The organism is Kitasatospora sp. NPDC089913 (genome assembly GCF_044748625.1).
Lineage (GTDB): Bacteria > Actinomycetota > Actinomycetes > Streptomycetales > Streptomycetaceae > Kitasatospora.
Genome location: NZ_JBIVGI010000049.1, coordinates 1 through 21,478 on the forward strand (window position 1 = coordinate 1; position 21,478 = coordinate 21,478).

The following is a 21,478-nucleotide window of genomic DNA, read 5'->3' on the forward strand; positions in this document are numbered from 1 at the left end:
GGGCGAAGCCCCCGGCCAGCGGCGAGGCGCAGCCGAAGCCGCCAGGGCGAAGCCCCCGGCCAGCGGCGAGGCGCAGCCGAAGCCGCCAGGGCGAAGCCCCCGGCCAGCGGCGAGGCGCAGCCGAAGCCGCCAGGGCGAAAACGGAGACGGAAGCACGATGCCCGGGCTTCGAGAGGAGTCTCGAAGCCCGGGCATCCGTCCAGCGTCGGCTAGCCCACCGAGGAGTACGCGATGATCCCCCGGCGCAGGCCGTCGACCGCCTTGCGGGCGGTCCTGCGCAGCTCGGCGTCCTCGCCGGCGGCGTCCTGGATCTGGCCGAGCACGTCGATCAGCTGCTTCGTCCAGCGGACGAAGTCACCGGCCGGCATGTCGGCGTCGCGCAGCACCTGGTCCAGCGAGTGGCCGAGGGCCCAGCGGTAGGCGGCCCAGGCGAAGCCGAGGTCGGGCTCGCGCTGGCCGACGCCCTCGGCGGTGTTGATCCGGTGCTGCTCCTCCAGCGCGTCCAGGTGACCCCAGATGCGGACCATCTCGCCGAGCGCCGTCTTCGCCGCGCCCTCCGGGACCCGGGGGGCGGTGGCGTCGTCGGACTGGCGGGACTCGTAGACCAGCGCCGAGGCGCAGGCCGCGAGTTCGGCGGCGGCGAGGTCGCTCCAGACGCCCTCGCGGATGCACTCGGAGGCGAGCAGGTCGAGTTCGCCGTAGAGCCGGCCGAGCCGCTTGCCGTCGTCCGTGACGGTGTCGCCGCTGAGGTAGCCGAGGTCGGTGAGCAGCCCGCAGACCCGGTCGAAGGTGCGCGCGATGGTGTGGGTGCGGGAACGCATCCGGCGCTCCAGCAGCTCGGTGTCGCGGTGCAGCCGGTGGTAGCGCTCGGACCAGCGGGCGTGGTCCTCGCGCTCGTCGCAGCCGTGGCAGGGGTGCTGGCGCAGGACGGTCCGCAGCCGGGTGATCTCCGGGTCGTCGGCGGCGGCCGCCCGGCCGCGCCGGAACCGCTCGGGCTCCAGGTGGCCGGCCTTGGTGCGCAGCGCCGAGGCGAGGTCGCGCCGGGACTGCGGGCTGCGCGGGTTGAAGGACTTGGGGATGCGCAGCCGGTCGAGGGCGGTGACCGGGTGCGGGAAGTCGATCATCGCGAGCCGCTTGACCTGCCGCTCGGCGGTGAGCACCACCGGGCGCGGCCCGTCCTGGTAGTCGGGGTGGCGCGGGCCGCCGCGCGGCGAGCGGCGGTCCGGCGGCAGGCCCGGGTCGAGGACGAGGGCGAGGCCGGCGAACTTCCCGGTGGGGACGTGGATGACGTCGCCGGGCTTGAGCTGCTCGATGGACTCGACGGCGGCGGCGCGGCGCTGGCTGCTGCCCTCGCGGGCGAGCTCGTTCTCCCGGTCCTTGAGCTGCCGGCGCAGGTCCATGTACTCGTCGAAGTCGCCGAGGTGGCAGGTCATGGACTCGCGGTAGCCCTCCAGCCCCTCCTCGTTGCGCTGGACCTGGCGGGCGATGCCGACCACCGAGCGGTCGGCCTGGAACTGCGCGAAGGACGTCTCCAGGAGTTCCCGCGAACGGTGCCGCCCGAACTGGGAGACCAGGTTGACGGCCATGTTGTAGGACGGCCGGAACGAGGACTTGAGCGGGTAGGTGCGGGTGCCGGCCAGGCCGGCCAGCGCCTCCGGGTCGAGGCCGCGCTGCCACAGCACCACGGCGTGGCCCTCGACGTCGATGCCGCGCCGCCCGGCCCGGCCGGTGAGCTGGGTGTACTCGCCGGGGGTGATGTCGGCGTGGGTCTCGCCGTTCCACTTGACGAGCTTCTCCATGACCACGGAGCGGGCGGGCATGTTGATGCCCAGGGCCAGCGTCTCGGTCGCGAAGACGGCCTTGACCAGGCCCTTCACGAACAGCTCCTCGACCACTTCCTTGAACCGGGGCAGCATGCCGGCGTGGTGGGCGGCGATGCCGCGCTCCAGCCCGTCCAGCCACTCGAAGTAGCCGAGGACGTGGAGGTCCTCGTCGGGGATGTCGGCGCAGCGCTCCTCGACGAAGGCGCGGACCCGCGCCCGGTCGCCGTCCTTGTTGAGCCGCAGGCCGGAGGAGAGGCACTGCTGGACGGCGGCCTCGCAGCCGGCCCGGCTGAAGATGAAGGTGATCGCGGGCAGCAGGCCCTCGGCGTCGAGGCGGTCGATGACGTCGACCCGGCCCGGGGTCCAGACCTTGCCGGGGCGGCCGTTGGGCATCGAGCGGCCCCGGCCGCGGCCGAAGCGGTCGCGCGGGTTGCGGTCGAGTTCGCTGCGGGCGAGGCGGACCAGCTCGGGGTTGACGGCCTTGGCCGGGTTGCGCGGGGCGTCCTTGGGACGGCCGTCGCGGTCCGGGTTCGCGAACAGGTCGTACATCCGGTTGCCGGCCATCACGTGCTGCCAGAGCGGGACGGGGCGGGTCTCCGAGACGATGACCCGGGTGCCGCCGCGGACGGTGTCCAGCCAGTCGCCGAACTCCTCGGCGTTGGACACGGTCGCGGAGAGCGAGACCAGGGTGACGGACTCGGGGAGGTGGATGATGACCTCCTCCCAGACCGCGCCGCGGAAGCGGTCGGCGAGGTAGTGGACCTCGTCCATGACCACGTAGCCGAGGCCGTCGAGGGTGCTGGAGCCCGCGTAGAGCATGTTGCGGAGCACCTCGGTGGTCATCACCACCACCGGGGCGTCGCCGTTGACGGTGTTGTCTCCGGTGAGCAGGCCGACCTTGGCGGCGCCGTAGCGCTTGACGAGGTCGCCGTACTTCTGGTTCGACAGCGCCTTGATCGGCGTCGTGTAGAAGCATTTCCGCCCGCCGCGCAGGGCCAGGTGGACGGCGAACTCGCCGACGATGGTCTTGCCGGATCCGGTGGGAGCGGCGACCAGGACGCCCTCGCCCGCCTCCAGGGCGCGGCAGGCCTCCAGCTGGAAGTCGTCCAGCGGGAAGTCGTACAGCTCCTGGAAGCCGTACAGGGCGGTGGCCTGCTCCTTGGCCCGCCGGCGGGAGGCCGCGAAAGCCTCGGCGGGGCTCAGCTCCCGGTCGTCGGAGGGCTCGGGCTCAGGAGTGTTCATCGCCGTCCGGGGGTCGTTGGTGTGATCTCGCATCTCAGCGAGAGGTTACCCGGCGGGACCGACATCGATAGCACCGTTTTTCCCGGGCAATGCATCGGATCTCTCTCACATCCATAGTTGCAAATGTCTTCAAGCAGTCACCCGGCGACCATCTTCGAACGACTCCGGTCATCCGCGCTGCCACGCCGGGAGTCCTCCCTACATTCGGTGCCACATCCCGGTGGCACCCACCGGGCCCGCGGGAGGAGCGCACGATGGCGAATCTGGAGACCTCGCTCAAGGAGGCCATGGCGATCGAGGGCGCGATCGGCGTGGCCCTGGTCGACTACGGCAGCGGCATGGCGCTCGGGAGCCTCGGCGACAGCACCGAGATCGACCTCCACGTCGCCGCCGCCGGGAACACCGACGTGGTGCGGGCCAAGATGCGGGCGATGGAGATGCTCAACCTCCACGACAACGAGATCGAGGACATCCTGGTCAGCCTCACCAGCCAGTACCACCTGTTGCGGCCGCTGACCACGCAGAGCGGGCGCGGGCTGTTCCTCTTCCTGGCGCTCAACCGCTCCCGCGCCAACCTGGCGATGGCCCGCCACCAGCTGAAGCGGATCGAGCTCTCGCTGGAGATCTGAGCCGCCGCAACACCGGGGACGCACCGCGGACGCACCAGGGACGCGGCAGGGGCTCGCGAGGGCCCGCACCAGGGAGGGAGCACCGTGGCGGTCGCGTTGTACCAGGCCAAGGCCGAGTTCTTCCGGATGCTCGGCCACCCCGTCCGGATCCGGGTCCTGGAGCTTCTGCAGGCCGGACCGACGCCCGTCCGCGACCTGCTGGCGGATCTGGAGATCGAACCGTCCAGCCTCTCCCAGCAGCTCGCGGTACTGCGCCGGTCCGGCATCGTCACCGCCACCCGGGAGGGCAGCACGGTGGTGTACGCGCTGGCCGGCGGGGACGTCGCCGACCTGCTCCGGGCGGCGCGGCGGATCCTCACCGGGCTCATCTCGGAACAGCACGCGCTGCTCGCCGAGCTGCGCGCCGCCGCGGACGGGCCGGGCAAGGACGGGCCGGGCAAGGACGGGCCTGCCGGCGCCCGGACCCCCGACGACGGGACCCCGGGCGACGGCCACCCCCACGACGGCCACCCCCACGACGGCTGACTACCGCAGCAGCTCCGCCAGCCCGTCCGCCAGCACCTTGTACTCCGGCGCCCGGTTGTACAGCTGCCCGCACAGCCGCAGCACCCCGCCGCCCGCCCAGGGCCGCGCCACCGTCCGCACCGCGTACCGCCGCCACATCTGCGCCATCAGCTCCTGCGCCTGCGGGAGCGTCTCGGAGACACCGGGCGGCAGCCGCAGCGCGCGCATCGACAGCCCGGCCGAGGACGGCAGCGCGGCCAGCCCGGCCCGCTCGGCGACCACCGCCGCCCCGTGGGCGACGAGCCGCTCGTTGTGCTCGCGCACCAGCCCCGGCCCCAGCCCGTCCAGCAGGTCGATCCCGGCCGGGGCGGCCAGCCAGGGCGTGTAGTCCAGCGTGCCGCGCCACTCGACGGCGGCCGGATAGCCCTGGTGGTCCTCCCAGGACAGGATCAGCGGCCGGATCTTCCCGGTCCACTCCGGGCGGACCACCAGCACGCCGGTGGCGCGCGGGGCGAACGCCCACTTGTGCAGGTTGCCGAACCAGAAGTCGGCCTCCGCCGGGACCGGGTCGGCCAGCATCCCCGGCTCGTGCGCGGCGTCCACCACGGTGGTCACGCCGCGCCCGCGCAGCTCCCGGAGCAGGTCGGGGGTGGCGATCCGGCGGGCGGTGGGCGAGGTGATGCCGTCCAGCACGGCGAGCGCGGTGCGGTCGGTGACCTCGGCCAGCACGGCCTCCCGGACCGCGTCCCCGTCCGGGAGGTCCAGCGGCAGCCGGACGGTGCGCAGTTCGGCACCCAGCTCCTCGGCACGCCGCCGGACGGCCTCGGTGACCGTGCCGTAGCCGTGGTCGGTGACCAGCACCTGGTCCCCGGCCGCGAGCGGGACGTTGGCGAGGGCGACGGCGATCGCGTCGGTCACGTTGGGGACGAGCGCGAGCAGTTCCGGCCGGGTGCCGAGGGCGTCGGCGAGCCGGGCCCGGGCCGCCGCGACCCGGCCGGGCAGGTCGGCGAAGAAGCCGTCCGGATCGGCTTCCTGCTCCTCGTACAGCCGCCGCTGGACCTGCTGGACCGGGACCGGGACGGCGCCGAAGGAGCCGTGGTTGAGGTGGACCACCGCCGGGTCCAGCGTGAACAGCCGTTCGGTCCCGGCCAGGGGCTCGGGGGCTTCGACGGTCGGCGCGGTCTCGGTCACTGCGTTCCTCCTGGAAGTGGGGCCGGGGCCCGGGGCCCGGGGGTTCGGCACCCGGGTCTCTGTTACCCAGATCACGTGATGTGTGACATTTCACATGTCGTCCTACTGGTGGCGAGCCCGTTCCACGGCGACCATCGGGCGGTGACCATCACCGACTCCTACCTCTCCCTCAGCGCCCGGACCGGCCGCTTCAGCTTCGGTGCCCCGCGAGCGATCTCGCTCAACGAGGACGGTACCCGCCTGCTGCTGCTCCGCTCCAGCGGTCCCGAGGACCGGTTCGACCGGCTCCACCTCCTCGACCTCACCACCGGTGCCGAGCGGGAGGTCGCCGACCCGACCGCGCTGGCCCCCGGACGCACCGGCTCGACCGCCGACCTGCCCGACGTCGAGCGCCGGCTGCGCGAGCGGTCGCGGCTCACCGCCGCCGGTATCGGCACCTTCGGCGCCACCCCCGACCTCTCCGTCGCCGTCTTCGCCCTCGACGGCCGGCTCTTCCGCACCGAGACCGCCACCGGCCGCACCACCGAACTCGCCGCCGCCGGCCCCGTCTTCGACCCCCGCCCGGACGCGACCGGCGAGCGCGTCGCCTACGTCGCCGACGACGCCCTGTACGTCACCGACCCGGCCGACGGGCCCGACCGGCGCCTCAGCCCGGACGACGGCGCCCGCTGGGGCGTGGCCGAGTTCGCCGCCGCCGAGGAGCTGGGCCGCCACCGCGGCCACTGGTGGCGCCCCGACGGCGGCGCCGTGCTCGCCGCCCGGGTGGACGAGTCCGCCCTCCCGCCCCGGTACTTCGCCGACCCGGCGCACCCTGATCAGGCTCCCGAGCAGTTCGCCTACCCGCAGGCCGGCGGCCCCAACGCGGACGTCCGGCTCTTCGTGCTCGGCCTGGACGACAGCCGGGTCGAACTCCGCTGGGACACCGCGGCCTTCCCCTACCTGTGCGCCGCCCGCTGGGCCGGACCCGAGGAACTGCTGCTCACCGTCGCCGACCGGCTGCAGCAGAACGTGCTGCTGCTGAGCGCCGACCCGGCCACCGGCATCACCACCGAACTCTCGCGCACCACCGACGAGTTCTGGGTGGACGACCTGCCCGGCACGCCGGACCGGCTGGACGGGGGCCGGCTGCTCACCGTCCTGGACACGCCCGAGGCCCGAGGCCTGGCCGTGGACGGCAAGCCGCTGGACACCACCGGTCTGCAGATCCGCCGGGTCGTCGGCCGGGTCGGCGGCCGGCTGCTCTGCGAGACCGGCGAGGGCGACCCGTTCGACCAGCACGTCCACCTGGTCGACCCGGACGGCGGCGCGCCCGAGCGGCTCTCCGAGGGCCCCGGCGTGCACAGCGCGCTGGCCGCCGGCGACACCCTGCTGCTCGTCTCGGCCGGCCCGGACGGCGTGCGCCGCGAGGCCCGCACCCCGCACGGCACCGTCCCCCTGACCGACCTCTCCGCCCCGTTGCCGTACCGGGTGGAGCCGCTACTGGCCCGGGTCACCGAGCGCGGCCTGCCGAGCGCCGTGGTCTACCCGCGCGGGCACGTCCCGGGCCGCAAGCTGCCCGTACTGCTCGACGTCTACGGCGGCCCCGGCTTCCAGGCGGTCGCCAACGAGCCGCGCCGCTGGCAGCTCAAGCAGTGGTGGGCCGACCAGGGCTTCGCGGTGGTCACCGTCGACAACGGCGGCACCCCGTTCGTCTCCCCCGCCTTCGCGCGGACCATCTTCCGCCGCTTCTCCCAGGTGGCGCTGGACGACCAGGCCGACGCACTGCGGGCGCTCGGCGAGACGCACCCCGACCTCGACCTCGACCGGGTCGGCGTGCGTGGCTGGTCGTACGGCGGCTACCTCGGGGCACTGGCCGTGCTGCGCCGCCCGGACGTCTTCCACGCCGCCTGCGCCGGCGCCCCGCCCACCGACTTCCGGCTGTACGACACCGCGTACACCGAGCGGTACCTGGGACTGCCCCAGGAGAACCCGGACGGCTACGCGGCCGACTGCCTGGTGGACGACGCGGCCTCGCTCGATCGGCCGCTGCTGCTCGTCCACGGTCTGGCGGACGACAACGTGCACCCCTCGCACACCCTGCTGCTCTCGCAGGCGCTCACCGGGGCGGGCCGGCCGCACAGCCTGCTGGCCCTGCCGGGAATCACCCACATGACCCCGGGCGGCGTCAACGAGCAACTGGCCCAGGCCGAACTCGCCTTCCTGCGGAGCGCGTTGAAACTCTGAATCGCTGTGATGCTCGCCACCCGAGCGGAAGTCGCCGCTCCACTGCCGCTCGGGTGGCGGGCACCCCTACCGTGACGCGGGCCACACCGCCCGACTCCACGCCACAGGGGGAACGTTGAACATCCCGACCGCACTGCGCACCCGGACCGCGCGGGCCACCGCCGCCACCCTGACCGCCGCGGCCCTCGGTCTCACGGCCGCCGGCACCGCCGAGGCCCGCACCACCGGCGTCGTCTACGCCTACGCCCTGCAGAACCAGAACACCGGCCGCTGCGTGGACGACAGCGGCGCGGCCGGCCTGCGCGCCTTCCCCTGCAACGGCCTGAACTACCAGCGGTTCAACTACTACAAGCAGAACGACGGCTCCTGGGTCGTGCAGAACCAGAACACCGGGCGCTGTATCGACGACAGCGGCGCGGCCGGCCTGCGCGCCTTCCCCTGCAACGGCCTGAACTACCAGCAGTGGCGCCTGATCTACCTGAACGGCGGCGCGGCGTACCAGAACGTCAACACCGGCCGCTGCATGGACGACAGCGGCGCCTACGGCCTGCGCGCGTTCACCTGCAACGGCCTGAACTTCCAGAACTTCAACTTCGTGTAGTCGCGCCCCGGCGCCGCGCCTCCCGCGTCGCCGGACCCGCACCGCACCCGCACCGGGCCGCCCGTCGCACCACGCGGGCGGCCCGACCGCGTTCCCCCGCCGGAGGCCGCTCACACCTCCCGCCGTCCGATCTCTTCCGTGTGACCCATGACATGTGAAATATTACCTGCGCTCGCCCGACCACCCACCGTCCGGAAAGGACAGGTCAGTTGCGCAGACTGTCCGCGGCGTTCGCGGCCGCGCTCACCACGAGCGCGATAGCGGTCACCCTCCTCGGCACCCCCGCCCAGGCCGCTCCCCCCACGCCCGCACCCACCATCTCCGCCGAGTCCGGCGACAGCGCCGAGGCCGGCGGTCTCGAGGCCCCGCCCGCACCGCTCGCGCCCCAGGAGCGCGAGCGCCAGTCGCTGCGCACCAAGGCACTGGAACAGCTCAACAAGGGCGCCGTGGCCAAGACCACGGACCGCCGGGCACCCGCCAAGGTGCGGGTCGGCAACGACTACGTCCAGCTCGCGCAGCAGCGCAAGGACAAGGTCTTCGTGATCCTCGCCCAGTTCGGCGACCAGGTGGACAACACCACCCTGTACAACGGCCAGCCGCGCTACGGGGGCACCCCCGGGCCCGCGCACAACACCATCCCGAAGCCCGGCAAGAGCGACAACCACACGCTCTGGAACCAGGACTTCGACCGGAAGTACTACCAGAAGATGTTCTTCGACGACTCGCCCGGCGCGGTCTCGATGCGCAACTTCTACCGCACCCAGTCCTCCGGCCGGTACGACATCGAGGGCACCGTCAGCGACTGGGTCACCGTGCCGTGGAACGAGGCCCGCTACGGCTCCAACAAGGGCCCGCAGGGCTCCGGCGCCTGGACCCAGGGCCAGGAGTTCATCCGGGACGCCGTCAAGGCCTGGTACGACGGCGAGATCGCCAAGGGCCGCACCGCCGCGGCCGTCAAGGCCGAGCTGGCCCAGTACGACGTCTACGACCGCTACGACCACGACAAGGACGGCGAGTTCGACCAGCCCGACGGCTACCTGGACAACGTCGTCGTCGTGCACGCGGGCGTCGACGAGACCTGGGGCGGCGGCGCGCAGGGCGCCGACGCGCTGTGGGCGCACCGCAGCTGGACCTTCCCGGACCCGACCGGCCAGACCGGCCCGGCCGGCAACAAGATCGGCGGCGCGCCGGTCGGCGACACCGGCCTGTACGTCTACGACTACGTCCAGGCGGGCGAGAACAGCGGAGTCGGCCTGTTCTCCCACGAGTTCGGCCACAACCTCGGCCTGCCCGACCTGTACAGCACCAGCGGCGGCGACAACAGCGTCAACTTCTGGTCGCTGATGTCCTCCGCCTCCTACCTGGGCAAGGGCAAGAACACCACCGGCGCCTACCCCGGCGACCTCGACGCCTGGAGCAAGCTGCAGTTCGGCTGGCTCAACTACGACGAGGCGCAGGCCGCCACCCGGTCCAGCCACGCGCTCGGCGTCAGCGGCTACAACACCGACCAGGCGCAGGCCGTCCTGGTCCACCTGCCGGACGGCACCACCAGCACGGACCTCGCCGACCCGCGCGAGGGCGCCAAGCAGTGGTGGAGCGACACCGGCGACAACCTGGACAACGCGCTGGCCCGCGACGTCGACCTCGGCGGGGTCACCGGCCCGGCCGCCCTCGACGCGGCGGTCTGGTACGACATCGAGCAGGACTACGACTTCCTGACCGCCGAGGCCTCCACCGACGGCGGGAAGACCTGGACCGCCCTGCCCGGCACCGTCGACGGCACCCCGATCGGGAACACCAGCGCCAACGTCCCCGGCCTGAGCGGCACCTCCGGCGCGTACCGGCAGCTGCACATCCCGCTGGACGGCTACGCCGGCCAGAAGGTCCGGCTGCGGCTGCACGTCACCTCCGACGGCAACACCCACGGCAAGGGCGTCCTGGTCGACGCGGTGAGGATCACCGCCGGCGCCACCACGCTGTTCACCGACGGCGCCGAGAACGGCACCAACGGCTGGACCGCCACCGGCTTCACCGTCATCACCGGCCGCACCGCGGTCAAGCAGCACCCGCGCGCCTACCTGGTGGAGAACCGGCGCTACGCCGGCTACGGCGAGTTCCTGAAGACCGGCCCGTACAACTTCGGCTACACCGGGGTCGAGGGCAAGAAGGACATCGTCGACACCTACCCGTACCAGGAGGGCGTGCTCGTCTGGCTCTGGGACACCGGCTACGGCGACAACAACACCAAGGACCACCCCGGCGGCGGCCTGATCCTGCCGATCGACGCCCACCCGGCGCCGATCCGCTTCGCCGACGGCACCCTGGTCAACGGCCGGGCGCAGACCTTCGACGCGACCTTCTCGCTCAAGCCCACCACCGGGTTCACCCTGCACAAGGCCGGCGTGCCGGTGAAGATCGGCCCCGAGAAGGCCGTCCCGGCGTTCAACGACCGCACCGGCGTCTACAGCGACCCGGCCACCCCGCAGCTCGGGGTGAAGGTCCCGGACACCAACACCAGGATCGAGGTCGTGCGCGAGTCCCAGGGCGGGCGGATCACCACCGTCCGGGTGGGCCCCGCGTCCTGACCCCGCTGTCCGGGGCCGGCCGCGCACACCCCGCCCGGCCGGTCCCGGCAGTCCGGCCCCCGGTGTCCTGAGCACCGGGCCTCCCCGTGGAAGACAGGTCCCACGGACAGGCAGACCGCCCCGGCCCTCCCACACGGAGGGCCGGGGCGGTCGTGTCTCCCGCACGGCTCAGCCTTCGGCGCGCGACCGCCGCAGGCTCAGCGCGGCGGTGGCGGTGCCGAACACGGTGAGGGCGCCGAGCCCGAAGACCATGTAGCGGGCACCCTCCAACGTGGAGTCCCCGCCGAAGCTCACCAGCGTCCCGGCCAGCGCCGAGCTCACCGTGAAGGCGATCAGCTGGGTGGTGTTGAGACCGGCCGCCGCCTTGGCGCCCTCCACCTCGTCGTCGGTGCTGCGCATCGCCGTGACGCTCAGGTGCGGGAAGGCCGCCCCGATGCCGGTCCCGCCGATCACCAGCACCACCGCCCACAGCAGCACCCGGCCGCCGGAGGCCTGCGAGGTCTGCAGCAGGCCGTAGGCCAGCAGACCGGCCGTGAGCACCGCGGGGCCGACCCGGATCGCCAGCGAACGGGCCCGGTCCGAGCGCAGGTTGACGCTGAACAGCTGCGCCGAGGTCCAGCCGACCGACACCGTCGCGCCGAGGAAGCCGGCCGCCAGCGGGCTCAGCCCGCCCAGCTCCTGGCCGAACAGCGGGATGAAGGTCTCGGTCATCACACCGGTGCAGTACACCGCCACGGTCAGGTAGATCCACTTCAGGTGGTTGCCGCGACGGTAGGTCAGCTTCGGCAGCACGGTCGCCGACCCGCGGCGCTCCACCAGCAGGAAGCCCGCCAGCAGCACCAGGCCCAGCACGATGCACAGCGCCGTCGCCCAGCCGCGCGGCACGGTGGAGCTGATGCTGAAGGCGCCCGCCGCGAGCGTCAGCAGCAGCAGCGAGGGCAGCGGCAGCGGTTCGACGGTGCGCGCCGACCCGGTCGGGCCGGGCAGCGAACGACGGGCCAGCACGGCCAGCACCAGGGCGGCCGCCATGAGCAGGACGTAGGAACCGCGCCAGGCGTTCAGTTCGGCGAACAGCCCGCCGAGCGAGGGGCCGACCAGCGTGCCCACGCCCCACATCGCCGACACCAGGCCGGCCGCCCTGGTCCACAGCCGTTCCGGCAGCGCGGTGCGGATCACCGCGTAGCCGAGGCCGGCCATCAGCCCGCCGCCCAGGCCCTGCACGATCCGGCCGACGATCAGCGTCTCCATCGACGGGCTGGCCGCGGTGAGCCCGGCGCCGGCGGCGAACACCAGGAACCCGGTCAGGTAGGAGCGCGAGGGCCCGAGCCGGGCGAGCAGCCGGCTGACCAGCATCGCGGCGGTGACCGCGGCGATCAGGAAGCCGGTCGCCACCCAGGCGTAGAAGCGGGCGCCGCCGATGTCCTCGACGATCGAGGGGAGCAGGGCGGCGGTGAAGTAGAGGTTCATCGCGTAGAGCGCGACACCGCCGGCCATGATCGAGGCCTGGGCGGCGTACTGCTTGGAGAAGAGGTCCCCCCAGCCGCCGGAGGGCGCCCCGGACTCTGCGACGGGAGCGCGATCTCCCTGGTCGGAGGGGGTGGAGGCGGTCTGGACGCGCGAAGTTTCGGTCACGTGGACACGCTATGAGTTCAAGTGAACTTCAAGTCAAGCGTTCACCCGGAGCCGGGGCCGGCGCTCTCCCCGGGAACGACACCCTCGCCGGGAACGGCGCTTCCCCCGGGAACGGCGCGTCTCCCGGGAACGGTGCTCTCTCCGGGAACGGCGAAGGGCCCGCCGGTTCCGACGACCCGGTCGGATCCGGCGGGCCCCGCCCGCCCGGTGGAGGTCCACCGGGCGGGACCCGGTCGGGCGCGGCCCTCGTCACAGGCTCCCCGCCGCTCCCGACCGGGGGCTCGGCACGCGAGGAGGGTCGCTCCTCGCGCGTTCGGTGCCGTACCGTCCGCCGTGGGGGTGGCCGGACGGTACGGCGGTTCAGCCGCGGCCGGGGACGCGCCCATCGGCAGGCGCCCCCGACCGCGAGACCGCGTCCCGGATCAGTCCTCCGGGAAGTGGCAGGCCGCCTCGCGCCCGCCCGGCCCGGCGATCCGCAGCAGCGGACGCTCGGTCCGGCAGATCTCCTGGGCCTTCGGGCAGCGCGGGTGGAAGGTGCACCCGGGCGGCGGGGCGGCCGGGCTCGGCGGGTCGCCGAGCAGCACGATCCGCTCCCGCGTCCGCTCCGCGGCCGGGTCCGGCAGCGGCACCGCGGACAGCAGGGCCTTGGTGTACGGGTGCGCCGGGTTGCCGTACACCTGGTGCTTGTCGCCGATCTCGACGATCCGGCCGAGGTACATCACGGCGACCCGGTCGCACACGCGCTTGACCACGGAGAGGTCGTGCGCGATGAAGATGTACGCCAGCCCCAGTTCGTCCTGGAGGCGCTCCATCAGATTGACCACCTGGGCCTGGATGGAGACGTCCAGCGCGGACACCGGCTCGTCGGCGACCACCAGCCGGGGCGAGGTGGCCAGCGAGCGGGCGATGCCGATGCGCTGGGCCTGGCCGCCGGAGAACTCGTGCGGGTAGCGGTCCAGGTGCTCGGGGATGAGGCCGACCAGCTCCATCAGCTCGGCGGCCCGCTTGCGGGCGTCGGCCGCGCCGCTGCCCTGGACCAGCAGCGGCTCGGAGATGATCCGGGCCACCGTCTGCCGGGGGTTGAGCGAGGAGTACGGATCCTGGAACACCATCTGCAGGTCCCTGCGGTGCGGGCGCAGCTGGGCCTGGGTCAGGCCGCCGATCTCGGTGCCGTCGAAGTTCACGGTGCCCGAGGTCGGGTCGATGAGCCGGACGACCATGCGCCCGGTGGTCGACTTGCCGCAGCCGGACTCGCCGACCAGGCCGAGGGTCTCGCCGGCGCCGACGTCGAAGCTGACGCCGTCCACCGCCCTGATCGGGGCGCCGGGCTTGCCGGTGCGGGAGCGGCGGCCGGGGAAGGTCTTCACCAGGTCCCGGACCGTCAGCAGGGGTTCGGTCATCCCAGGACTCCTTCCGGCACCAGCGGCAGGTGGCAGGCGGCCTGGTGGCCGGGGGCGAGCGGGCCGAACTCGGGCCGCTCGGACAGGCAGCGGGCGTGCTCCTCGGCGGCCGCGGCGGTGGTGCGGGCGCAACGCGGGGCGAAGGAGCAGCCGGGGGCGGGGGCGATCAGCGACGGCGGGCTGCCGGGGATGGCGCGCAGCGGGGCGTCGTCGGTGTCGTCCAGACGGGGCAGCGAGTCGAGCAGCCCGCGGGTGTAAGGGTGCGCGGGGGCCGCGAACAGCCGGTCCACGGGAGCCTGTTCGGCGGCGCGGCCGCCGTACATGACGAGCACTTCGTGGGCGACCCGGGCGACCACGCCGAGGTCGTGGGTGATCATCACGACGCCGAGTCCGCGCTGCTCCTGGATCCTGGCGATCAGGTCGAGGATCTGGGCCTGGACGGTGACGTCGAGCGCGGTGGTCGGCTCGTCGGCGATCAGCAGCTCGGGCTCGCAGGCGAGCGCCATGGCGATCATCACGCGCTGGCGCATGCCGCCGGAGAACTGGTGCGGGTACTCGTCGACCCGGCGGGCCGGCTCGGGGATGCCCACCTCGGCGAGCATCTCGATCGCGCGCTCGCGGCCGGCCTTGCGGGAGGCCTTGAAGTGCACCCGGTAGTGCTCGGCGATCTGCTCCCCGACCGGGTAGAAGGGGTGCAGGCTGGACAGCGGGTCCTGGAAGATCATGGCGATCCGCCGGCCGCGGATCGCGCCGAGCCGCTTCTCGCCCAGGCCGTTGAGCTCCTGGCCGTCGAGCCTGATCGAGCCGTCGACCCGGGCGCCGCGGTGCAGGCCCATGACGGCGAGCGAGGTGACGGACTTGCCGCTGCCGGACTCGCCGACCAGGCCGAGGGTCTTGCCGGCCTCGACGGTGAAGTTGATGCCGTCGACGGCCCGGACGGTGCCGCGCGGGGTGTCGAAGGCGACCTTGAGGTCCTCGACCTCCAACAACGACGTCATCAGTACCTCACTCTCGGGTCGACGTAGGCGTAGAGCACGTCGACCAGCAGGTTCGCGACGACGATGAAGAAGGCCGCGAGCAGGGTGACGCCGAGGATGACGGGCTGGTCGGAGCGGAGCAGGCCGTCGTAGAAGAGGCGTCCGATTCCGGGCAGTCCGAAGATGGACTCGGTGATGACGGCACCGGCCAGCAGACCGCCGAGGTCCATGCCGAAGATGGTGAGGATCGGCGTCATGCCGGAGCGCAGACCGTGTTTGACGGTGACGGTGAGCGCCGGCATGCCCTTGGCGCGGGCGGTGCGGATGTAGGGCTCGGCCATCGCCTCGATCATCGAGGTCCGGCTCTGCCGGGCGTACTGGGCCGCGTAGAGCAGCGCCAGGGCGGTCCAGGGCAGCAGCAGGTTGGAGGCCCAGGACAGCGGGTTGTCGGTGAGGTTGTGGTACGCGGGGTAGGGCAGCAGGTCGGCGGTCCGCACCACGCCCCAGATCAGCATGATCGAGGTGAAGTAGACCGGCAGCGAGGCGGCGCCGACCGACAGGACGGTGAGGACCTTGTCGACGACGGTGTTCTTGCGCAGCGCCGAGGTGATGCCGGCGCCGAGCCCGAGCAGCAGCCAGAGCACGGCCGAGCCGATGGCGAGCGAGACCGACACCGGCAGGCGGTCGACCAGCAGGTCCCAGACCGGCAGCGAGTACTCGTAGGAGTAGCCGAGGCAGGGGAAGCCGCAGTGGGTGGCGCTGGCTCCGCTGCCGTAGTCGCGGCCGGCCACGATGCCCAGCAGGTAGACGAAGAACTGCTCCCAGACGGGCTTGTCCAGGCCCATCGCGGCCTTGACCTCGATCAGCCGCTCGGGGCTGCAGGTCTTGCCGCAGGCGGCCGCGGCCGGGTCGTTGGGCAGCAGGTAGAAGATGGTGAAGGTGATGGCGCAGATGGCCAGCAGGATGCCGGCGACGCCGAGCAGCCGGCGCCCGAGGTAGAGGATCACGACCGTCCTCCCTTCGGGTCGAGGATGTCGCGCAGCGCGTCGCCGAGCAGGGTGAAGGCGAGGACGGCGACGAACAGGAAGACCGTCGGGATGAGGAAGTACGTCGGGTCGGTCTCGTAGAAGACGATCGACTCGGCGATCATCTGCCCCCAGGAGGGGGTCGGCGGCCGGACGCCCACGCCGAGGTAGGAGAGCGCGGCCTCGGTGGCGATCATGCCGGGGATCAGCAGCGTGGTGTACGCGATGATCGGCCCGGAGACGTTGGGCAGGATCTCCCGGGTGAGGATGCGCCAGGACCGGGCGCCGCCGACCTTGGCCGCCTCGACGTACTCGCGGTGCTTGAGCGAGAGGGTCTGGCCGCGGACGACGCGGGCCACGCCGGGCCAGCCGAACAGGCCGATGACCACGGTCATCAGCAGGATCCGGTTGACGTCCTTGGCCACCGACATCATCGCGATCATGAAGATCAGCGAGGGGAACGACATCGTGAGGTCCATCAGCCGGGACAGCAGGCTGTCGACGCGGCCGCCGAAGTAGCCGGCCGCGATGCCGGCCAGGGTGCCGGCGATCACGACGACGGCGGTGGCGACGAACGCGATCAGCAGCGACACCTGGCCGCCGTGCAGGACCCGGGCGAACAGGTCGCGGCCGGTGGCCGGCTCGACGCCGAACCAGTGCCGGGCGCCGACGCCGCCGAAGTCGCCCTTGGGCAGGCCGCCCAGGTAGGCGTCGACGGAGCGCTTGTCGAACTCCTCGGCGTTCCAGCCGCCGAGCGCGCTCAGCGGTCCGGCCAGCACGGCCATCAGGACGAGGAGGACGACCATGACCAGGCCGAAGCGGGCGGAGCCCTTGGCCCACAGCTGGTCCCAGACCAGCCGCCAGGGCCCGCGCCCGGAGGCTTTCGCGGGGCCCGCCGCCGCGACGGGCGCGGCGGCGGGCTCAGTCGTAGTGGTGCTCATGACGGACGGTTCCTCAGCCCTGGCTCTTGGCGGGGTCCTTGAGGCCGATCGTGGCCATGTCGATCATGCCGGCGTAACCCGGGGCGCCGAAGGCACCGGCCACGTTGGTGCCGACCAGCAGCGCGCGGCGCTGCCACATGAGCGGGACGGCCGGGGCCTTCTGCAGCAGCGCCTCGTCCAGCTTCTTCCAGGCCTCGTTGGCCTCGTTCACGTCCGGGAGGGCCGCGATGCGGTCCATCTCGTCCATGGTGGCCTGGTCGCGGAACTGGCTGTAGTTGCCCTGGTTGCCCTTGTCCTTGATGGTGCGGCCGTCGAACAGGAAGGGCAGGAAGGTGGCGCCGGACGGGTAGTCCGGGCACCAGCCGTTGATGGTCAGCTCGGGCGCGGCCTTGGCGTCGCCGAGGGTGTCGGTGAACGCCGAGGGGTCGACGGTGTTGACGGTGACCGTGATGCCGGCCTTGGACAGCGACTGCTGGATGGCCTCGCCGCGGGTCTTGTCGCCGAGCGAGACGGTGAGCGAGACCTTGAGGTCGGTCTTGCCGGCCGCCTTGAGCAGGTCCTTGGCCTTCGCCGGGTCGCCGGCGGCCGGGATCTTCAGCGGGTCGGCCTTGACGCCGCCGGTCAGCGACGGCGGCAGGAAGGAGGTGGCGACGTCGGCGATCGCGGGGCCGCCGAAGGCGGTGACCTGGGCCTCGCGGTCGACCGCCCACATGACGGCCTCGCGGACCTTCGGGTCGTCGAACGGCGCCTTGGAGGTGTTCAGGTAGAGGCTGTCGGTGCAGCCGGTGCGCTCGGCCACCATCCGGGCCTTGACGTCGGCCTTGGGCAGCACCTTCGCGACGGACTCGGGGCGCATCCAGGGCATCTCGATCGCGGAGGCGTCGGCGCCGTCGCTGGCGATGATGCGGTCGTCGACCTGGCCGCCCTTGAGGCCCTGGGTGACGACGATCTTGTCCGGGTAGGCCTTGCGGATCGGGTCCGAGGACGGGTCCCAGTTGGTGTTGCGGACCAGCACCAGCTGCTTGCCGCGGTCGTAGCTCTCGATCTTGTACGGGCCGGAGGAGAACGGCCGCATGTCGTACTGGGTGCCCTTCTCCTGGGCCGGCGGCACCGGCGCGAAGGTGGGCAGGGTCGCGGTGTAGGCGAACTCGGCGACCGGGCGCTTGAGCCGGAAGACGATGGTCCGGTCGTCCGGCGTCTCGATGCTCGCCAGGTGCTCGCCGGTCAGCGGGCCCTTGTAGTTCTCGCCGCCGGCCAGGTACTGGGCCGCGTAGTCGGGGCCGCCGGTGAGGTCCGGGGAGAACGAGCGCTCGACGTTGTACTTGATGTCGGACGACTTGATCGGCGAGCCGTCCTCGTACTTCAGCCCCTCGCGCAGGGTGAAGGACCAGGTCTTGCCGCCGTCGGACGGACGGCCGGTGTCGGTGGCCAGGTCGGGGACGATCTGGTTGCCGGCGTCACCGGGCTCGGCCTTGAAGGTGACCAGGGTGCGGTAGATCAGCCGGGTGCCGAAGTCCATCTGCGGCAGGGTCCAGTTGCGGGCCGGGTCGAGGTGGGCGAAGTCCTGGTTGGTCAGCACCGTCAGGGTGCCGCCCTTGACCGGGGTGCCGCCCACGATCGTGCCGCTGTCGGCACCGGGCCCCTTGGTGGAACTGGCGGCAGCGGTGTCGCCGGAGCCGTCGTCGCCCTTGTCCTTGCTTCCGCAGGCGCCGAGCCCGAGGGTGAGTGCCGCCGCGATGGCCGCCGCGAGGGCGGTCTGGGTACGCCTGTTCATATCTGACTCCGCAGTGGGGGGCCCGCCGAGAAGGCCCGTCGTCCAACCCCGGGGGTGGATCCGGGGCCCGGCCGGGAGGGCGACCTCAGGGGGTCTAGCCGCTCCGCGGTGTGACCCGTAACATAGTAATGTGAAATTGCACTGCACAAGAGGTGACGCCACCCGTTACCGAGCTGTGTCCGTGCAACCCCCTCCTCCCCCCGACTCCGCACCACGCGTTTAGGAGTACCCGGTGACCCTCCGTCAGACCGGCCTCAACACCGGCAGCCACGACCTCCCGGTGTCGGCGGCGCTCAACGCCTTCATGGGCACCTCCTGGGCCCCCACCCCGCTCCCGGCCGAGAGCCGCGTCCCCGGCTACGCCGTCACCCCCGGCCGGCGCACCCGGCTCTCCGCGGCCTTCCCCGGCGAGCGCCTGATCGTCCCGGCCGGCCGGCTCAAGGTCCGCAGCAACGACGTCGACCACCGCTTCCGCCCGCACAGCGCCTACGCCTGGCTCACCGGCCTCACCGGCGAGGACCAGGTCGGCCACGTGCTCGTCCTGGAACCGACCGGCCCCGACGGCCACGAGCCCGTCCTCTACCTGCGCCCCCGCTCCCCCCGCGGCGGCGACCCGGTGCGCGGCGCCGAATTCTTCCGCGACCGCCGCTACGGCGAGTTCTGGGTCGGCCGCCGACCCGACCTCGACGAGGCCGCCCGGCTCACCGGCGTGCGCGTCGAGCACCTCGACGAGCTGGACAAGCTGCTCGCCGGACCGCGGCCCGCCACCCGGGTGCTGGCCGGCGTCGACCCCGAGGTCGACACCGCCACCGGCCGCCCCGGCCCCGCCGAACTCGCCGACGCCGACGGCCTGTTCGCCGCCGTGCTGTCCGAGCTGCGGCTGGTCAAGGACATCTGGGAGGTGGAGCAGCTCCAGCTCTCCGTCGACCACACCGTGCTCGGCTTCGAGGACGTCGTCCGCGCCCTGCCCGCCGCCCTGCGCCACCACCGCGGCGAGCGCTGGATCGAGGGCGTGTTCAACCTCCGCGCCCGCGCCGAGGGCAACGGCGTCGGCTACGAGACCATCGCCGCCGCCGGCGCCCACGCCTGCGTCCTGCACTGGATCCGCAACGACGGCGCGCTCGACCCGAACGCCCTGCTGCTGCTGGACGCCGGCGTCGAGACCGACACCCTCTACACCGCCGACATCACCCGCACCCTCCCGCTGAGCGGCACCTTCACGCCCGTCCAGCGCCAGGCCTACGAGCTGGTGCTCGCCGCCCAGCAGGCCGGCATCGACACGCTGCGCCCCGGTGCCCGCTTCCGCGACTTCCACGCCGCGGCCGCCCGGGTCATCGCCGAGGGCCTCGCCGACTGGGGCGTCCTGCCCGTCTCCGCCGAGGAGGCGCTCGCCGAGGACAGCGGCCTCTACCGCCGCTACACCCTCTGCGGCACCGGCCACATGCTCGGCCTCGACGTGCACGACTGCGCCCGGGCCCGCGCCGAGACCTACCTGGACGGCGTCCTCGAGGAGGGCCACGTGCTCACCGTGGAGCCCGGCCTCTACCTCCAGCCCGACGACGAGACCCTCCCCGCCGAGCTGCGCGGCCTCGGCATCCGGATCGAGGACGACCTCGTCATCACCGCCGACGGCGCCCGGCTGATGTCCGGCGCGCTGCCGCGCAGCGTCCCGGCCGTCGAGTCCTGGATGGCCGGACTGCTCGGCTGAGCCGACGGTGCCGGCCCCGCGGCGGTGGGGCCGGCACCGTTCGGGGGCCTTGCTCCCGGCCCCCGCCCCGGCAGGGGTCCGGGAGCAAGGCCCCCGGGAACGGCCGCAGGGCCGCCAGGCTCACCGCCCGGCGGCCCGGGCCTCCTCCCACAGGCGGGCCACGATCCCCGCCGCCGGGCCGCCGCGCGCCGCCCGGTGGCCCGTCCCGGCCCACAGGTGCATCGCCCCGGTGTCACCGCGCCCGGCCGCCGCCGCGCGCAGCGGCTGGGTCAGGTGGTGCACCTCCGGATAGGCGGCGGGCGCGTACGGCCCGTACCGGTCGATGAACGCGTTCCGCAGCCCCCGCGCCGGGCGCCCGGTGAACGCCCGGGTCACCGCCGTCGCCTCGAACTCCGTCAGCGCCGCCCGGTGCGCCGCCGACGTGCCCGCCTCGTCCGTCCGCAGCAGCGCCGTCCCCAGCTGGACCGCCACCGCCCCGGCCCGCAGCGCGGCCGCCACCGACGCCCCGTCGGACAGCCCGCCCGCCGCGACCAGCGGCAGCCCCGTCACCGACCGCACCCCGGCCAGCAGTTCCAGCAGCGGGACGTCCCCCGGCCGGTCCGCGACCGCGTGGGTGGCCCGGTGGCCGCCCGCCTCCGGGCCCTGCACGCACAACGCGTCCATCCCGGCCGCCTCGGCCCGCCGGGCCTCCTCCGGCGTGGTCACCGTGCCCACCTGGAACACCCCCGCCGCCCGCAGCGCCCGCGCCTCCTCGGCGGCGGGCAGCCCGAAGGTGTACGAGACCACCGCGACCGGGTCGGCGAGCAGCACGGCGATCTTGGCGTCCCAGTCGTCCCGGTCCGGCCCGATCGCCTCCGGCAGCACGACCCCGTGCCGCTCCGCCTCGGGCCGCAGCCGCTCCCGGTAGGCGGCCACCGCGGCCGGGTCACCGGGCGGGGCCGGCACGAAGAGGTTCACTCCGAACGGACGGTCCGTCACCTTCCGGGTCAGCCCGATCTGTTCGGCCGTGGCGGCGGCGCTCCGGTAGCCGGCGGCCAGGAAGCCCAGCCCGCCGGCCGCGTTCACCGCGGCCACCAGTTCCGGCGTGGTCGCCCCGCCGGCCATCGGTGCGCCGAGCACGGGCACGGCGAGTTCGTCGAGTCGGACGGCCATCCGGGGATCCTCCGATCACACGGCACACGGGGTCGCCGACCACCCTACGCCCGCCGCCTGCCGCCTCTCCT

15 protein-coding genes are annotated in these 21,478 nt (G+C 73.2%); 6 read left to right on the top strand and 9 right to left on the bottom strand.

From position 1 onward, the window contains the following. Positions 1-209: 209 nt before the first annotated feature. On the bottom strand, positions 210-3,065 hold the full coding sequence (locus tag ACIPYS_RS38550) for a DEAD/DEAH box helicase (RefSeq protein WP_400755196.1): 2,856 nt from the start codon (positions 3,063-3,065) through the stop codon (positions 210-212). 254 nt (positions 3,066-3,319) lie between these two features. On the opposite strand from ACIPYS_RS38550, the gene ACIPYS_RS38555 reads away from it, so the two are divergent. Together ACIPYS_RS38555 and ACIPYS_RS38560 are read left to right on the top strand one after the other, a co-directional pair. Beyond that, entirely contained in the window at positions 3,320-3,694 is a 375-nt protein-coding gene (locus tag ACIPYS_RS38555; protein WP_030395945.1) for a hypothetical protein, read from the top strand. Positions 3,695-3,778: 84 nt separating this feature from the next. After that, positions 3,779-4,219 carry an ArsR/SmtB family transcription factor gene (locus ACIPYS_RS38560; RefSeq protein WP_400755154.1) on the top strand — a complete coding sequence of 147 codons (441 nt, stop codon included), beginning with the start codon at positions 3,779-3,781 and terminating at the stop codon, positions 4,217-4,219. On the opposite strand, the gene ACIPYS_RS38565 is transcribed toward ACIPYS_RS38560, so the two are convergent. Further along, positions 4,220-5,389 (bottom strand): aminotransferase class V-fold PLP-dependent enzyme, encoded by a 1,170-nt coding sequence (locus ACIPYS_RS38565; RefSeq protein ID WP_400755156.1) that lies wholly within the window; start codon positions 5,387-5,389, stop codon positions 4,220-4,222. 141 nt (positions 5,390-5,530) lie between these two features. Here ACIPYS_RS38565 and ACIPYS_RS38570 point away from each other — a divergent pair, with 141 nt between their 5' ends. The 3 genes from ACIPYS_RS38570 to ACIPYS_RS38580 all read left to right on the top strand — a co-directional run bounded on the left by ACIPYS_RS38570 (position 5,531) and on the right by ACIPYS_RS38580 (position 10,798). Further along, positions 5,531-7,612, top strand: a complete 2,082-nt coding sequence (locus ACIPYS_RS38570) for a prolyl oligopeptidase family serine peptidase (RefSeq protein ID WP_400755158.1) — start codon at positions 5,531-5,533, stop codon at positions 7,610-7,612. A gap of 115 nt (positions 7,613-7,727) precedes the next feature. Then, entirely contained in the window at positions 7,728-8,213 is a 486-nt protein-coding gene (locus ACIPYS_RS38575) for an RICIN domain-containing protein (RefSeq protein WP_400755160.1), read from the top strand. A 209-nt stretch (positions 8,214-8,422) separates the two neighbouring features. Then, positions 8,423-10,798, top strand: coding sequence for an immune inhibitor A domain-containing protein (locus ACIPYS_RS38580; RefSeq protein ID WP_400755162.1), 2,376 nt, complete (start codon positions 8,423-8,425; stop codon positions 10,796-10,798). 168 nt (positions 10,799-10,966) lie between these two features. On the opposite strand, the gene ACIPYS_RS38585 is transcribed toward ACIPYS_RS38580, so the two are convergent. From ACIPYS_RS38585 to ACIPYS_RS38610, 6 genes are all read right to left on the bottom strand, one after another. Then, positions 10,967-12,430: an MFS transporter gene (locus ACIPYS_RS38585; protein ID WP_197698632.1), complete on the bottom strand. Its 1,464-nt coding sequence runs from the start codon at positions 12,428-12,430 to the stop codon at positions 10,967-10,969. Between the two features lie 422 nt (positions 12,431-12,852). Beyond that, a complete protein-coding gene (locus tag ACIPYS_RS38590) occupies positions 12,853-13,830 on the bottom strand; it encodes an ABC transporter ATP-binding protein (RefSeq protein WP_400755165.1) in 978 nt (325 codons plus the stop codon). Further along, complete coding sequence (locus ACIPYS_RS38595) at positions 13,827-14,828, bottom strand: ABC transporter ATP-binding protein (protein ID WP_093862756.1); 1,002 nt, start codon at positions 14,826-14,828, stop codon at positions 13,827-13,829. Before ACIPYS_RS38595 ends, ACIPYS_RS38590 begins: the two co-directional genes overlap by 4 nt. Continuing rightward, positions 14,828-15,814, bottom strand: a complete 987-nt coding sequence (locus tag ACIPYS_RS38600) for an ABC transporter permease (protein ID WP_093862755.1) — start codon at positions 15,812-15,814, stop codon at positions 14,828-14,830. The genes ACIPYS_RS38595 and ACIPYS_RS38600 overlap by 1 nt, the downstream gene beginning before the upstream one ends. Continuing rightward, complete coding sequence (locus tag ACIPYS_RS38605) at positions 15,811-16,773, bottom strand: ABC transporter permease (RefSeq protein WP_093862754.1); 963 nt, start codon at positions 16,771-16,773, stop codon at positions 15,811-15,813. Before ACIPYS_RS38605 ends, ACIPYS_RS38600 begins: the two co-directional genes overlap by 4 nt. Positions 16,774-16,786: 13 nt before the next feature. Further along, positions 16,787-18,547, bottom strand: a complete 1,761-nt coding sequence (locus ACIPYS_RS38610; protein ID WP_093862753.1) for an ABC transporter substrate-binding protein — start codon at positions 18,545-18,547, stop codon at positions 16,787-16,789. Positions 18,548-18,779: 232 nt separating this feature from the next. On the opposite strand from ACIPYS_RS38610, the gene ACIPYS_RS38615 reads away from it, so the two are divergent. Beyond that, on the top strand, positions 18,780-20,255 hold the full coding sequence (locus ACIPYS_RS38615) for an aminopeptidase P family protein (RefSeq protein ID WP_400755169.1): 1,476 nt from the start codon (positions 18,780-18,782) through the stop codon (positions 20,253-20,255). A 120-nt stretch (positions 20,256-20,375) separates the two neighbouring features. Here the strand turns inward: ACIPYS_RS38615 and ACIPYS_RS38620 are convergent, their stop codons facing one another. Further along, positions 20,376-21,407, bottom strand: coding sequence for a nitronate monooxygenase (locus ACIPYS_RS38620; protein ID WP_400755171.1), 1,032 nt, complete (start codon positions 21,405-21,407; stop codon positions 20,376-20,378). Positions 21,408-21,478: the final 71 nt, after the last annotated feature.